General features: G+C 65.4%; 13 protein-coding genes. 3 read left to right on the top strand and 10 right to left on the bottom strand.

Translation table 11 applies throughout. From position 1 onward, the window contains the following. Positions 1-149 precede the first annotated feature (149 nt). The 5 genes from M4J40_RS09375 to M4J40_RS09355 all read right to left on the bottom strand — a co-directional run bounded on the left by M4J40_RS09375 (position 150) and on the right by M4J40_RS09355 (position 6,729). Entirely contained in the window at positions 150-1,502 is a 1,353-nt protein-coding gene (locus M4J40_RS09375) for an ABC transporter substrate-binding protein (RefSeq protein ID WP_251753823.1), read from the bottom strand. Positions 1,503-1,595: 93 nt separating this feature from the next. After that, positions 1,596-2,699: a substrate-binding domain-containing protein gene (locus M4J40_RS09370; RefSeq protein WP_251753822.1), complete on the bottom strand. Its 1,104-nt coding sequence runs from the start codon at positions 2,697-2,699 to the stop codon at positions 1,596-1,598. Positions 2,700-2,971: 272 nt separating this feature from the next. Next, on the bottom strand, positions 2,972-4,030 hold the full coding sequence (locus M4J40_RS09365) for a substrate-binding domain-containing protein (protein WP_251753821.1): 1,059 nt from the start codon (positions 4,028-4,030) through the stop codon (positions 2,972-2,974). A 100-nt stretch (positions 4,031-4,130) separates the two neighbouring features. After that, positions 4,131-5,183, bottom strand: coding sequence for an ABC transporter permease (locus M4J40_RS09360; RefSeq protein ID WP_405030732.1), 1,053 nt, complete (start codon positions 5,181-5,183; stop codon positions 4,131-4,133). A gap of 28 nt (positions 5,184-5,211) precedes the next feature. Then, positions 5,212-6,729 (bottom strand): sugar ABC transporter ATP-binding protein, encoded by a 1,518-nt coding sequence (locus M4J40_RS09355; protein WP_251753820.1) that lies wholly within the window; start codon positions 6,727-6,729, stop codon positions 5,212-5,214. Positions 6,730-6,934: 205 nt separating this feature from the next. Here M4J40_RS09355 and mtnK point away from each other — a divergent pair, with 205 nt between their 5' ends. Together mtnK and mtnA are read left to right on the top strand one after the other, a co-directional pair. Continuing rightward, positions 6,935-8,224, top strand: a complete 1,290-nt coding sequence (gene mtnK / locus M4J40_RS09350; RefSeq protein ID WP_251753819.1) for an S-methyl-5-thioribose kinase — start codon at positions 6,935-6,937, stop codon at positions 8,222-8,224. Between the two features lie 104 nt (positions 8,225-8,328). Further along, the gene (gene mtnA / locus M4J40_RS09345) at positions 8,329-9,429 is read left to right on the top strand and encodes an S-methyl-5-thioribose-1-phosphate isomerase (RefSeq protein ID WP_251753818.1); all 1,101 of its coding nucleotides are present in this window, start codon (positions 8,329-8,331) and stop codon (positions 9,427-9,429) included. 119 nt (positions 9,430-9,548) lie between these two features. On the opposite strand, the gene M4J40_RS09340 is transcribed toward mtnA, so the two are convergent. Next, on the bottom strand, positions 9,549-10,571 hold the full coding sequence (locus M4J40_RS09340; protein ID WP_251753817.1) for a sugar-binding transcriptional regulator: 1,023 nt from the start codon (positions 10,569-10,571) through the stop codon (positions 9,549-9,551). A gap of 148 nt (positions 10,572-10,719) precedes the next feature. Between M4J40_RS09340 and M4J40_RS09335 the strand changes: the two genes are divergently transcribed. Then, positions 10,720-11,430 (top strand): class II aldolase/adducin family protein, encoded by a 711-nt coding sequence (locus M4J40_RS09335; RefSeq protein ID WP_251753816.1) that lies wholly within the window; start codon positions 10,720-10,722, stop codon positions 11,428-11,430. A gap of 14 nt (positions 11,431-11,444) precedes the next feature. On the opposite strand, the gene M4J40_RS09330 is transcribed toward M4J40_RS09335, so the two are convergent. From M4J40_RS09330 to M4J40_RS09315, 4 genes are read right to left on the bottom strand one after another with little or no spacing between them, the layout of a single operon-like run. Further along, complete coding sequence (locus tag M4J40_RS09330) at positions 11,445-12,407, bottom strand: FAD:protein FMN transferase (protein WP_251753815.1); 963 nt, start codon at positions 12,405-12,407, stop codon at positions 11,445-11,447. Positions 12,408-12,415: 8 nt separating this feature from the next. After that, entirely contained in the window at positions 12,416-12,955 is a 540-nt protein-coding gene (locus M4J40_RS09325) for a nitrous oxide reductase accessory protein NosL (protein ID WP_251753814.1), read from the bottom strand. Then, complete coding sequence (locus M4J40_RS09320; RefSeq protein ID WP_251753813.1) at positions 12,952-13,788, bottom strand: ABC transporter permease; 837 nt, start codon at positions 13,786-13,788, stop codon at positions 12,952-12,954. Before M4J40_RS09320 ends, M4J40_RS09325 begins: the two co-directional genes overlap by 4 nt. Beyond that, positions 13,785-14,699, bottom strand: coding sequence for an ABC transporter ATP-binding protein (locus M4J40_RS09315; protein WP_251753812.1), 915 nt, complete (start codon positions 14,697-14,699; stop codon positions 13,785-13,787). The genes M4J40_RS09320 and M4J40_RS09315 overlap by 4 nt, the downstream gene beginning before the upstream one ends.

Below are 14,699 nucleotides of genomic sequence, written 5' to 3'. Positions count from 1 at the left end.
GGATGCTGGTTCACGGGCCGGGCGCCGTCGCCCGGTCCTAGAGCAACTCCAGCAAAAATGGGAACCGGTTTTGCGTCCGGAGTTGCGTGAAAACAAAGAGATAGAGCGCGTTGGCGAACCGAGTTCGCCGGACGTGCTCTAGTCCTTCATCACTTGATCTTGGCGAGCTCGGTGTTGAGAAGCGCCACTGTCGCCTTGGCATCGCGGGCGCCGTCAAGATACTCGCGGACGATCCGGTTGATCTCGCGACTGTTGTTCATCTTGGAGGCCAGCGACAGCTGCCCCTCCTTGACGCCCCAGCGCTCGGCCACGTCGAGACCGCCGGTCACTTCCTTGATCACGTCCGCCGAATAGACGTCGCCAAGCGGCATCTTGCGATCGACACCGACCGGCAGTTCCGCCCAGGCCTTCTCGAACTTCTCCGGATCGTCAGCCGTCCCCCGGCGAACCGGGAACTTGCCTTCGGGCGCCATCGACAGCGTAGCTGTATAGCCCTGATCCATCGAATACTTCACGAAAGCCTCGGCCGAGGCCGTATCGGCGTCGGTCGTGATGCCGAAGTAGCGAATGTCGGCCCAGGCGGCTCCCTCGGGATTGGAGGGTCCGGAAAGCTTGGTGACGATACCGGTCTTCTTGGCGAGTTCGGTGGTCGTCGGGTCCTTGTTGATGGTGACCGGCGCGGCGTCACGCAGCCCGGCCATCTCGTCGAGGATGAAAGGCGACCAGATGATCATCGCCGCTTTGCCGGCAAAATAGAGCTCGCGCGATTGCTGCCAGTAGAGCTCGCCCGGGGGCGAGGCTTCCGCGAGCTTCTTGTAGAACTCCAGCACCTCCACCGTCTTGGCTTCGTCGAACGGAGCAAATCCATCCTTGCCCACCGGCGACACGCCATTGGCAAGGAAGATGTGCTCCAGCATCTGGCTCATGTAGTTGTCGTCGATCTTGGTGGCGGCGACGAAGCCGTAGATTTCCGGCGGCTTGGACAGCTTGTCGATGGCAGCCACCACATTGGCGTAGGTCGACGGCGCCTGGAGCCCGGCGGCGTCGAACAGATCCTTGCGATAGACGATCATCTGCGTCCAGCCATCGACGGGCACTGACGCCCAACCATCTCCCTGCGCGGCCATCGCCAGGGCGCCGGGTGCGAACGTGTCCTTGCCGAGCTGTTCGATGACATCCGTCGCCGCTTCCGTGTCGAGAATGCCGGCTTCGGCCCAGGGCAGCGCATACTGAAGCGTGTGATAGATCACGTCCGGCAGGTCGCCGGCCGCGTAGGCGGCGGTGGCGCGCGTTCCGAGATCGCTCTCGGTCACCGGAATCACGTCGACACTGGTGCCGGTTTCCTTCTCGAAGGCGGCAGCAATCTCCTGCTGTTTGGCAAGGCGCTCGGGCTGTTCTTCCGTCGTCCACAGCCGAAGATCGGCGGCATATGCGGGGGCGACAAGCATCCCCAACGCGGTGCAGACCATCAGGCGTTTGGCAAATCTCGAAACTCGGGGCATCTCATCCTCCCTTTTATCCGTCGTTCGACGGTCATGCGACCATCCTTGGCTGGCAACCGCCCCTCTCTCCCAGGCGGTCGGCTTGGGTGGTCTCTATCGACCGGTCGCGCGCGCTACATGCTCGCGAAGTTCGGCCGAACTCATCATTGGCCGCGCGGCGGAGCCGCGATCGAGGAAGCGCGCGTGGGCGGTTTCCCTCAGGTCGGCCGGGTTTTCGCCACGGATACGGCGAATCAAGAGATTGGCGAGGTGCAGACCGGCGACGCGGCTGTCGACCTCGAAGGTGGCGAGCGGCGGCGTCGACCACGCGCCTTCGGGAACGCCGTCGTAGCCAATCACAGAGAGATCCCCGCCAACCCTGAGCCCAAGAGCGGACGCCCGCCGACATACACCGAGGGCGCACATGTCGGTGGCGCAGAGGATTGCGGTCGGCGGTTCGTCGGCAGCCAGCAACCGATCGGCTTCGCGCATTCCGGCATCGACCGTGTAGGCGCCGCCACCGACGATGGCCGGATCGAAAGGAAGGTCGACCGCCTCGATACCGGCTCGATAGCCAGCGCTTCGGACGGCGGAATAGTAAAAGCCGTCACCGCCGCCGATGTAGCCGATGCGCCTGTGGCCAAGGCCATGAAGATGGCGCACGGCAAGCGCCATCGCGTCCTCTCCGAGGATATCGAAATAGGCGCAGCTCTCCGGATCGCCGGTTCGTCCGAACAGGACGAAGGGTATGGAGAGGCGGCGTAGCATGCGGATGCGCTCGTCGGCGACCTTGGTTCGCGGCAGCACGAAACCATCCGCCTTCCGTTCGTCGATGAGACGCCCCATGGTCGCGAGCATGTCCTCTTCGGTGGTGGCGGTGGCGACGGTCAAGGTCCAGTTCTCGGCGCTGGCCGCCGAGGACAGGCCGGCGAGAAAATCTGCGACGAAAGGACGCTGGCCATCCTGATCGCCGACCTGCAGGACGATGCCGAGCGAACGGGCGCGACCAGTCCGGATCGCTTGCGCGTGGCTGAGGGGGCTGTAGCCAAGCTCCGCCGCCTTGTGGCGAACGCGGGCCCGTGTGCTCTCGGATATGTCGGGGTAGCCATTGAGCGCGCGCGACACGGTCGCCTTGGTCAGACCAAGCGCCTGCGCAACGTCGGATATCCTCGCTCTCGGCGCCCTCCGCTCCTCGGGCTTGCTATCGCTGACAAGCACGTCCGTATCCTCCCTGGAATCGAAGCTTCAGCACCGAAACCGGTTTCGGCAAGAGGGCGTTCGGAGAAAAGTTTGGCGAAGGCCCCACGCCGCGAGGAGGCGATTCCTCGTCCCCGCGCGCGTCCCGCTGATCTGCAAATGCGAAAGGACCGCATCTTGGCGGCCGAAGACAGGAAAGCCGGCACCCCGAGGGATGCCGGCTTCTGGAACCGGAGTGCCTGGTTAGGCACCCCGGCGGAGGAGCAGTCCGATTTCTTTGGTCCGAAGATCAATCAGCGCTTCGGTTCGGCGATCCAGGGCGCCATCGAAACATCGGCCTTGGAGAACTGCGGCAGCTTGGCCGCGAGGTCGTCCATGTTCTTGATGCCCTTCTCCAGAAGCATCTGCCGGGTGATCAGCGTCGGCGGGACCACCACCTGCGCACCGGTTTCGACGCCGGCAAGCTGCAGGGCCAGCGTGCGCACGCAGACTTCGCCGACGACAGCCGAAGAGGTGGCCGCGGTGGCGGCCCAGGCGCTCTTGTCCTCGACCATGGCCGAGATGTCCGGCGTCGAGATATCGGCCGAGTAGATCTTGATCTGCTCGCTCAGGCCGGCTTCGTCGACAGCCGTCTTGGCGCCCTTGGCGAACTCGTCGTAAGGCGCGAAGATGACGGTGATGTCCGGATTGGCGCGCAGCACCGCCGCCGTCTGGTCGGCGACGGAGTTGGCGATCGGGTTGTTCATCGTACCCCAGTGGGCCACTTCCTGAATGCCGGGGTACTTCTTCTTGAAGGCCTGCCATGTCTCGTCGCGGCGGTCGAGCGGCGCAATGCCCGGCACGTAGACGTATCCGGCCTTGAAGCTCTCGCCGTTGTCGGCGATCGCCTGCTCAAGGGCGAGACGGGCCAGTTCGCGATCGTTCTGCTCGATCTGCGGAATGGCCGGGTTCTCGCAGTTGACGTCGAAGGCGACGACCTTGAAGCCTTCCTCCACGGCCTGGGCGGCCGGGTCCTTCAGCGTCTCGGTCAGGCCGTGCTGCAGGATGATGCCGTCGACGCCGAGGTTCATCGCCTGCTGCAGCATTTCAGCCTGAAGCGCGGCGTCCTGGCGGGAGTCGAGCACGTGCAGGTCGAAGCCGAGCGCCTCGGCCTGGCGCGTCACGCCGGCAAGGTAGAACTGGAAGAAGTCGCCGGTGGAGAGATAGCGCACCAGCGCGATCTTGATCTTGCGCTCGCCGACGATGCCCGGAGCACCGGCGATGCCCTCGGCGTAGGCGGCACGGAGCGGCAGGCCGCCGGCCACCGTGGCGGTGGCAAGGCCGGCAAGAAATGTCCTTCTGTCGATAGTCATTTTCTCACTCCTCAAATGACGTTTCCATTGTCGTCGCCGGTGCGCGCCTCCTCCGCGCGCCGCGGCCTACCTCGCGTTTTCCATTTGGGCCGAAGCCGGCTCAGCGACGCTGCGAGGATGCGAAGCCGAAGGTGAAGAGCAGGGCGAAGACAAGGACGAGGCCCTTGACGAAGTCCTGCGCGTAGTAGGGGGCGTTGAGCATGGTCAGGCCGTTGAGCAGCGTACCGACGAACAGGGCGCCGATCGCCGTGCCGAACACGTTGGGCTTCTTGGCGCCCAGCACCGCGTAGCCGATCAGCGCGGCGGCCACCGAGTCAAGCAGCAGCGACGAGCCGGAGGTGACGTCGCCGCGACCGACGCGCGCGGCCAGCAGGATGCCGCCGATCGAGGCGAACAGGCCGGAGATCATGTAGGCGGCGATCTTGTAGCGTTCGACCGGAGCGCCGGCGAGGCGCGTGGCCTTCTCGTTGCCGCCGATGGCGTAGAGCACGCGGCCGTAGCGCGAGCGTTCCATGAACACCCAGAGGATGATGGCAGCCACCACCATGATGATCACGGGCAACGGGACCATGTCGAACAGGCGGTAGCGGCCGAGCGCCAGGAAGGTCTCGGAGAAGCTGCCGGTCGCCGCCGAGCCGTCCGACAGGGTCATGCCCTTGGCGATCGAGCGACCGCCGGTCGGAATCAGCTGCAGGCCGAGCAGCAGGAACATCATGCCAAGCGTCGCCAACAGGTCGGGAATGCGGCCCTTGACGATCAGCACGCCATTGAGAAAGCCGATGAAGGCGCCGAGCAGCAGGCAGACGATGACGGCCAGCAGCGTGCCCTGGTTCAGGATCACCATCACATAGCTCGACGCCATCAACGACATGGCCGCCGTGGAGCCAATCGAAAGATCGAAGCCCGCGATGGCCAGCGTAACGGTCACGCCGAGCGCCAGAAGCGCGGTAACCGACACGGCCTGCAGAATGGAGAACATGTTGCGGGCGTTGGCGAAGGCCGGCTCGAGACGCCAGAAGACGATGATCATCACGGCGAGAATGATCAGAAGACCGAACTTGATGACGAAGTCCTTGACGGTGAAAGCGGACTTCGCGGCGTCGGGTTGCGCGGCTGCGGCCGGCGCGGCCGGATTGGGAGACTGGGTGCTCATGATGAAAAGCCTTTTGTCTTGCGAAGCGTCAGGCGAAGGTTGCGTGGGCGCCAGCGCCGCTGATCTCTGCAACCAGGGCATCGAGCGACAGCCCGTCGATGGAGTGGCCACCGACCACCGAGAAGTCGCGCATCACGACGATACGGTCGGCGATCTCGGTCGCCTCCTCGAGATCGGCGCATATGACCAGGGTCGCCCGTCCGGCGGCGGTTTCGCGCAACCGTCGTCCGATGTCCTGCCGTGCCCCGATATCGACGCCCTGGAAGGGCTCGTCGAGGATCAGCAACCGGCAGGGCTGGATCAACCAGCGCCCGAGAACCACCTTTTGCTGGTTGCCGCCAGACAGAGAGCCGATCGGCACGTCGATAGACGGGCATTTGATGGCGAGGTCGCCGACCTGCCCCGCGGCCGCTCGCCGCTCCTGATCCGGGACGACCAACGACAGCTTGGAGAAATGCCTGAGAAACGGCAGCGTCATGTTGTGAAGCACCGAGAACTCGGAGACCAACGAAGAGTTGCCTCGATCCTCGTGCGCCATGAACACGCCCTGAGCGATGGCGTGTTGTGGCGAAGCAGCGCGCAAGGGCTTGCCGTCGATCGTCGCCGATCCGGCGTGCGGAGCGGCGGTGCCGAACAGGCATTCGGCAAGTTCCGTCTTGCCGGCGCCGATCAGGCCGGTGAGCACCACGACTTCGCCCTCGTGGAGGTCGAGGTCGAAGGGGGCCGACGTCGGCGTGAGGGCGAAGTCGCGAAGTTCGACCACGGTGCGCCCGCCGGAGACGGCAGCGCGGGTGCCCTCGCTGACGCGGTGGCCAACCATCGCATGGACGATGCCGTCGAAGTCGAGCGGCTTTGGGAACTCGGCGCGAGTGCGGCCGTCCCGCATCACGACGGCCCGGTCGGCGAGGCGACGGATGTCGGACATGCGGTGACTGATGTAGATGATTGCGACCCCGCGCGCCCTCAGATCCTCGATCAGCGCAAAAAGACGAGCGGCTTCCGCCTCCGACAACGACGAGGTCGGCTCGTCGAGAATCAGCACCTTGGGATCGTGAGACAGGGCGCGCGCGATCGCCACGAGCTGGCGTTCGGCCTGCCCGAGCTCGCTCATGGCTCTGCCGAGCGGCAGGTCGAGCCCCAGGATCGCCTGGATCTCGCGAGCTCGCGCCGTGATGGCGGTCCGGCTGAGCAGCATCGGCCCTTCCGGGCGGCAAATCTCATCCAGCGCCAGGTTCTCGGCGACCGTAAGCTGCTGAACGACACCGTCATTGATGATCTGGTGAACCGTGTGGATGCCGGCGGCGCAAGCCTCAAGCGGCGAACGGAAGTTCACCGGTTCGCCATCGATCTCCATGACTCCGGAATCGGCGGGATGCACGCCGCAGAGAATCTTGATCAGCGTCGACTTGCCGGCGCCGTTGGCGCCCATCAGCGCCAGTACTTCGCCGCGCCGAATGTCGAGATCGACGTCGATGACCGCATGCGTGCTGCCGAAACGCTTGTTCAGCCCACGGATGCGGATCACCTCCCTCTCAGGTTCTGTCATGCCGAAAACCGCCTCCACGGATGTTTGGCAGAGGGCCTCCTCCAGACCCGATGGCGGCAACCTAGCCACTCAAACGTCAATTGTCAATCGATCTTGACAAATGACGAAAAGCAGAACAACCTCCGCCTTCAGCACCCTCTGCCAGCATGAGGAGCGACAGGCTGTCGTGGCGGAGGCTCAAGTAGCGAGGGATGGAGAAGACCCCATGACAGACGTTCGGAGCGCCCGCACAGGCGGCGCCGATTACCGGCCGATGACCGAAAGCACGCTGGCGCCCTATCTCGCAGGCTTTTCGGAAGCGGCGCCCATCCTCGGCGGCACCTCGTCGGACTGGAAGGTCACCGAGGTTGGCGACGGCAACCTCAACCTGGTGTTCATCGTGCGCGGCCCCAAGGGAGCGCTGATCGTCAAGCAGGCCCTTCCCTATGTTCGCCTTGTCGGCGACTCCTGGCCGCTGCCGCTCGACCGATCCTTCTTCGAGACCCAGGCCCTGATCACCGAGGATGCCGCAGCCCCCGGCCTCGTGCCCAAGGTCGTGCTGTTCGATGCCATGCAGGCGCTGGTCGTCATGGAGTTCCTCACCCCGCACATCATCATGCGCAAGGGGCTGATCGACGGCGTGGAGTTTCCGCGCTTCGCGGCGACGCTGTCCGAGTTCATGGCGCAATCGCTGTTCAAGACGTCGGACCTTTACCTGCCAGCAGCCGAGAAGAAGAAGCAGATGGCGGTGTTCTGCGCCAACACCGAGCTTTGCCGGATCACCGAGGACCTCGTGTTCACCGACCCCTACAGGGCGGCCAAGCTCAATCACTGGACGTCGCCCCAGCTCGACGACATCGCCCTCGAAATCCGCGCGGACGGCCCGCTCAAGGCAGCCGCACAGGCCATGAAGCTCAAGTTCCTGAGCCATGCCGAGGCGTTGGTTCACGGCGACCTGCACTCCGGCTCGATCATGGCGACCAGTACCGACGTCCGCATCATCGATCCCGAGTTCGCCTTCTTCGGACCGATGGGCTTCGACGTCGGCGCCCTCATCGGCAACCTCATCCTCGCCTACCTCAGCCAGATCGGCCACGAAGAGAAGAAGGGTGGTCGCGACGCTTACCGCGCCTGGATCCTAAAGCAGATCACCGACGTCTGGACGCTGTTCTCGGCTCGCTTCGTCGAGTTGTGGTCGACGGAGGGCAAGGGCGATGCCTTCACCGCCGAGCTGTTCACCGACGCGGCGAGCCGCGCGGCCCTGGCCGAGGAACAAGCTCGCTACATGCGCGCGCTGTTCGAGGACACGCTTGGCTTTGCCGGCTGCAAGATGATCCGCCGCATCCTTGGCCTCGCCCATGTCGCCGACTTCGAAAGCATTACCGACAAGGACCTGAGGGCGATAGGCGAACGGCGGGCATTGCGGCTCGGCCGGGAGCTCGTCGTCAACCGGGCGCGCTTTGCCAGTATCGACGCCGTGGCCGCCGCCGTGGTCGCTGCCGACGTCACCCGCTGACGGCCATCCGGCCGCATCCGAATGACCATAGGGCGGCCAAGCGCCGCCCGCCACAAGCGGACCGCTCGGCGCACCGAGGCGCGCGGCGGCAACCGGAGGCTTTCATGAAAATCTACGGCAAATCCATGCGGACGATCTGGGTTGCGGACGACAGCTGGGGCGTCGAGATCATCGACCAGACCAAGCTTCCGTTCGAGGTCAAGACGCGGACCCTCCGCTCCTGGCAGGAGGCGGCAACCGCCATCCGCGACATGGTGGTGCGCGGCGCGCCGCTGATCGGCGCCACCGGCGCCTATGGCCTGGCACTGGCCATGCGCGAGGACTCCTCGGACGAGAACCTCGAGAAGGCCTATACGGCGCTGCTTGCCACCCGACCAACGGCCGTCAATCTCCGCTGGGGGCTCGATGACCTCAAGGGTCGTCTCATCAAGGTCGCCCCATCCGAGCGCATGGGCCTTGCCTATCGGCGCGCCGCCGAGATCTGCGACGAGGACGTCGAGACCTGCAAGGCGATCGGCCGGCATGGCCTCGCCATCATCCGGGATCTCTGGGAGAAGAAAGGCAAGCCGCCGCGCTTCAACGTCCTCACCCACTGCAACGCCGGCTGGCTGGCCTGCATCGACTGGGGCACGGCGCTCGCCCCCATCTACATGGCCTTCGAGGCCGGTATTCCCATCCATGTCTGGGTCGACGAGACGCGGCCGCGCAACCAGGGCGCCAGCCTCACCGCCTTCGAGCTCGGCCAGCACGGAGTCGATCATACCGTCATCGCCGACAATCAGGGCGGCCACCTGATGCAGCACGGTCTGGTCGACATGGCGATCGTCGGCACCGACCGTACGACGGCAACCGGCGACGTCTGCAACAAGATCGGCACCTATCTGAAGGCGCTTGCCGCCCACGACAACGGCGTACCCTTCTACGTCGGCCTGCCGTTCACCACCATCGACTGGACGCTCGAAGACGGCGTGCGCGAGATCCCGATCGAAGAGCGCGACGCCCACGAACTCAGCCACATCACCGGCCGCACCGCCGATGGCCGGCTCGAGACGGTGGACATCCTGCCCAAGGGAAGCCCGGCCCTCAACTACGGCTTCGACGTGACGCCCGCCCGTCTCGTCACCGGCCTCATCACCGAGCGTGGTGTCGCCGCCGCCAGCCGCGAAGGTCTCCTCAAGCTCTATCCGGAGCAGAAGGCCACATGACAAACCGCCCTTGCCCCGCATCGGATATCCGAGCCAGCGCAAGGGCGCGCGCCGGCTCCCCCCGGCCGGTGCTTCTTTCAATCAGATCGGGGCAAAAGCAGCCCGCCCCTCGGACTGGCCTAGAGCCGCCCGAGAATATTGCGGGCCGTCGGTTCGTCGGTGATCAGGGCGGTGACATAACCACCGCGCAGCGCGCCGAGAATGGCGTCCGTCTTGTCCGGACCACCAGCGGCGGCGATACGGGTCGGCACGCTGCGGACGTCCTCAAGGGTCATGCCGATCATCCGATCGTCCATGGTGCCGCGCAACCAGTTGCCGTCGATGTCGTAGAAGCGGCCGGCGATGACGCCGACGGCGCCATTGGCGATGTAGTACTTGCTCTCGTCGACGGAGATCAGGCCGGAAGCGAACACCAGGCTGTTGGCCTTTACCGTACAGACACCGAACAGCAGCTTGTTGCAGGAACGGATGCGGGCGAACTGCTCCTGGATCGTCGGCTCGCGCATCAGCGCATCGCGCAGGGCCGCATTGGAAAGGGCCGCCGGGGCATGCAGGTTGATGGACCGGGCGTGCAGCCGGCGCGCAATGAAGGCGACGCACTCCTCGGCCGTGAACCCGTCATAGGCGGAGCGTTGGCTGCCGATCACCTGCACGACGCAGCTGTCCGGCATCGCCTTTTCGGGCAGGTTCTCGGCCAGCGACAGCACCGTGCGTCCCCAGGCGACGCCAAGAACGTCGCCGTTCATCAGAATCTGATCGAGATACTGGGCGCCGGCCCGACCGATGCGCTCGCTCGGCGGTCGCACGCCGCCGTCGAAGGGAATGACCATGCATTCGGTCAGGCCAAAGGCCTGCTTGAGCTGTTGGGCGAGGTCGATCGAGTTCAGAAGTTCCGGACGTACCACCACCTTGACGTAGTGCAGGTCGCGCGCCTGCTGCAGGTAGTTCACCACCGTTGCCCGCGAGACCCCCATAAGGTCGGCGATCTGGCTCTGGGTCATCTCGTCGTGATGATACAGCCAGGACGCCCAGAGAAGCGGATCGGTGAGGTATTCCCCCGGCCGCGGCAGCGGTGTCCGACTCTCCGCTTCGGCCGCCCCCGACCGGTCGGTCTTGTCCTTCGTCCTAGAGCGTAGTGCCATGATCTTTCCAACCCTATCGCCCGAAGCGCGCCACCTCGGATCGACAATTGACAATCTGAGTTAACATAAGCACCTATCCGCGCCAAGTGCCATTGCTCGTCCAGCGTGTCGAACCCACTCTGCCCGCCCCCTCATCGAGGACCCCAGAATGCCTGCCAGCCTTTCCGCCCTCTCCCATCTCGCCCTTCGGACAGAGATCATCAATACGTGTCGCGAAATGAACGCCTCGGGCGTCAATCAGGGCACCTCGGGCAACGTCAGCGTTCGTGTTGGCAAGGATCGCTTTCTAGTGACGCCGACCGGCATCCCGTATGCCGAGATGACGGAAGACCAGATCGTCGAAATGACCTTCGACGGCACCTACTATGGCCCCTGCCGACCGACCAGCGAATGGCGCTTCCACCGGGACATCCTGCAGCGCCGGACGGACATCGACACGATAATCCACACCCACTCCATGTTTTCGACGGTGATCTCCTGCCTGCGCCGCGACATTCCGGCCGTCCACTACATGGTGGCCGCGGCCGGCGGCGAGAACATCCGCTGCGCCGAGTATGCCACCTTCGGTTCGCAGGCGCTGTCCGACCATGCCCTGACGGCGTTGGAAGGCCGCCTCGCGTGCCTGCTCGCCAACCACGGCCTGATCGTGCTCGGCTCAAACCTCAAGAAGGCCTACTCGCTGCTGGTCGAGGTGGAGACCATCGCCGCCCAGTATTGGCGCACGCTTGCCGTGGGAACGCCGGTGATCCTCGACAGCGCCGAGATGCAGAACGTCTTTGCGATGTTTAAGGTCTACGGCCGACAGGACGTTGCCGACACCGACCTCCGTTGCGGCGGCCCTGTGGCGCCGGCGGCCTGAGGCCGCCCGAACCATCAGACCGGCGTCGCATAAATCTCGACGCCGGGATGGTCGAGCCGAGACAGTTCGTCCGGCGTCATCAGCACGGCCGCCGTCGACAGAGCGTCGGCCAGTGCGGCCTCGGCGGCCACGATGCTGACCGACGAGAAGGCCGAGGGCACAGCACCCTTCCTGGGATGCAGGATATGTCCGACGCGCCCCGGTGCGTCGAGAACGGTGCCCGCCATCATCGAGGTGGCGACCGCACGATCCCTGAGACGCAGCGAGGCCGACAGCGCCTCGCCATCCGGACCGGCGGCCAGGCCGACCTTCCAGCCGTCGCCGTCGCTACCGCCGCCGAGCGCCCTGATCTCGCCGATGTCGAGCAGCACGTTGTCGAAACCGCGTGCCTTCAGAAGATCCGCCACGCGATCGGTAACATAACCCTGGGCAATGCCATTCAGTGTCATTGCCATGCCGGGACGAGAGAAGCGCACCACGTTCTCATCGAAAGCCACTTGGGCGAAGCCGACCAGCGCCAGCCGCTCGGCAAGTTCCGCCGTGGGCAGCGCATCGCTCCGTCCTCCGGCGTAATGCGCGGCATAGGCGGCAAAGAGCGGCTGCACCGTGGGATCAAACAGGCCGCCTGTCTCCCTGTATACGCTACGCGCCAACCCGAGGAGGCGCAGAAAGTCGGCTTCCGGCGTTTCGAGATGGCCGATGGCATTGAGGCGGGACAGAGCGCTATCGGGACGATAGAGGCTGAAAAGCCCTTCGAGGCGGGCGATTTCCTGCTCGACCGCGGCGAAGGTCGCCGCTGCGAGGGGAGCATCAGCCCCAACAAGCTCGATCGAAGCGTGAGCGCCGAGGGCATTGCCAGACCAACGGCGCACAGGCGCCACCGCAAGGGCTGAGGGAACCACCGCCATGACGGCGAGAGTCGCGCCAATGCGGATGAAGCGGCGCCGTTCGACCGGGCGGGCAAGGAAATCTGCCATGACGAACCTCACATCTGCATGTCGGAATGATCGGCCGATCCGGCGTTCGCCGGCCCGAGATACTTGTCCGGGATATCCGCCAGCTTGACGATCGCGCCGCCCTCGCGTGCCACGAATTCGTCGGCCGCCCTCTGGCTGCCGAAGGGGATTGCTTCGGGCATTCCCATGGCGCCGGCCTGCCGGCTGCCGATGACGAACACCGCCGCGTCGGCGTCGATCCAGTTGTCGCGGCCAGGTTCGGCCCAGCTCGGCGCCTTTTCCATGTCGGAGACGTAGACGGCGGTGACATCGCCGCGCTTTTCGCCGCCGCGCAGATAGGTGACGGCGTCGCTCACCTGCGAGAACCAGAGCGGCTGCTCCTGCCCCTTCTCGTGGATCTGAGCCTTGGGGCCGCCGTGGTCGGCGAGGTACATCTGGCAGTAATAGCCGAGTGCCTCATCGGTCATGGCGATGGCAGCGGGCTTGACCGCCGCTTCCTCCTTGCAGGCGGTAAGCGGCAGGGCCAGAGCGGCGGAGAGCACCAGGGCGGAGAGGATGCGATTGATCATGGGCGGATTCTCCGGGTAAGGGCCCAGGCGGCGGCAAGGCCTGCGAAAAGCCACAGGGCGAGCACGACGAGCGCGCTGGAAACAGGGAAAGGAAGGGTCCGGGCAAGGCCGTCGAGGCCGGCGACAGGGGCATTCGTCTCGATCAGCGCCAGATTGTAGAGACGGAAGGCATCGCCCGGGTTGGCGAGCACGAGCGCCGGGAACATCGTCTTGGTGAAAACGCCCCCCTGATCGACGATGACGGCGCCAAGCAAGGCAAGGTCGTAAAGCACGACCAGGATCAGCCAGGCGCCGATGGCGAGCGCGGCAGCAGTGCCAGCCTGACGCGCCAGACCGGACAGGGCCATGCCCAATGCGATAAAAGCGGCACCCAGCAGCACGGCAGTGGCGACGAGCCGCCCCCAGGCGAGAAGGCCAGCGTCAGTTGCGCCATGAACCCCGGCAATCACCGCACCGGCTATGCCGTAACCGATGGCGATGGCCAGCGTCAGAACGGCGAGATGGCCGCAGAACTTCGTCAGGACCAGTTCGCCTCGCTTCAGCGGGGTCGCCAGGACCAAAGCCAAGGTGCCTCGCTCGATTTCGCCGGCAATGCTGTCGTAGGAGACGAGCAGCGCCATCAGCGGCACCAGGTAGACGGTAAGCGTCGATAGGCTCGCCGCCGTCAGGGTCAGCGCGTCGGCCTTCAGGGCACCGCTAGGCCCCGAGCCGAGGAAGGCCAGAGCCAGCGCGAACAGCGTGAAGGCCAGCGTCGACAGCAGGACCCAGCGATTGCGGAAGGCGAGACGGAACTCGGTTGCGGCCACCGCCGCCATGCGGTCGAGACCGGTCATTGGTGGGCTCCCTGGGCGGTTACGCCGGAGTAGTGACGGTAGACGTCGTCGAGATCAGGCAGGGCGATGTCGATATCGGCGACATCGGAGCCAAGCTCGGCGAGGCGCGCCAGAGCGCCCACCTTGTCCTCGGCGCGGCATGTGACGACCACCGATCGGCCGTTGACGCGCTCGCCGCCGAGATGAGCCTGCACGGCCTCGACCCGGCCTTCCGCCGCTTCGACGCGAATACGGATCGGCAAGCCGGCCCGGCGAGACAGGTCGGCCAGCGCGCCCTCGGCGCGCAGGCGCCCCTTGGCCAGGATGGCGATGCGATCGATGCGGTTCTCGATTTCGGACAGCGAATGTGAGGACAGAAGCACCGCCGTGCCGGCGCGGGCCGAGGCCTCCAGTACCTCGTAGAACTCGCGCCGCGAAACGGGGTCGAGGCCGGAGGTCGGCTCATCCAGCAGCAACAGACACGGCGTGCCGATCAGCGCTTGAGCAAGGCCGAGGCGCTGACGCATGCCCTTGGAATAGGTTCCAACAGCCCGGCCGGCAGCGTCGGCAATCCCGACCGTTTCGAGGAGCGGTAGCGCCACTTTCGGCGCCACGCCCTTAAGGCGGGCGAAATGGGTGAGGACCTCGGCACCGGTCAAAGCCTTCGGGAACACCACCTGCTCGGGCAGGTAGCTGACGGCGCGGCGTGCCACGTCCGAGCCGGGGACGGCGCCGCCAATGAACAGGCGGCCCGTGGCTGGCTTCAGGAAGCCGAGGACGGTCTTGAACAAGGTCGACTTGCCCGCGCCATTGTGGCCAAGCAGCGCGACCCGCTCGCCTGGGGCGACAGCGAGGCTGACACCGTCGACCGCCGTCACGGCGCCGAAGCGGATGGTCAGATCTTCGACCGAGAGAATGGCGGCATCCGTCAT

This window comes from Pleomorphomonas sp. JP5, assembly GCF_023721815.1.
Lineage (GTDB): Bacteria > Pseudomonadota > Alphaproteobacteria > Rhizobiales > Pleomorphomonadaceae > Pleomorphomonas.
The sequence above is the reverse complement of the archived record's forward strand: the minus strand, read 5'-3'. Positions and strand labels throughout refer to the sequence as shown.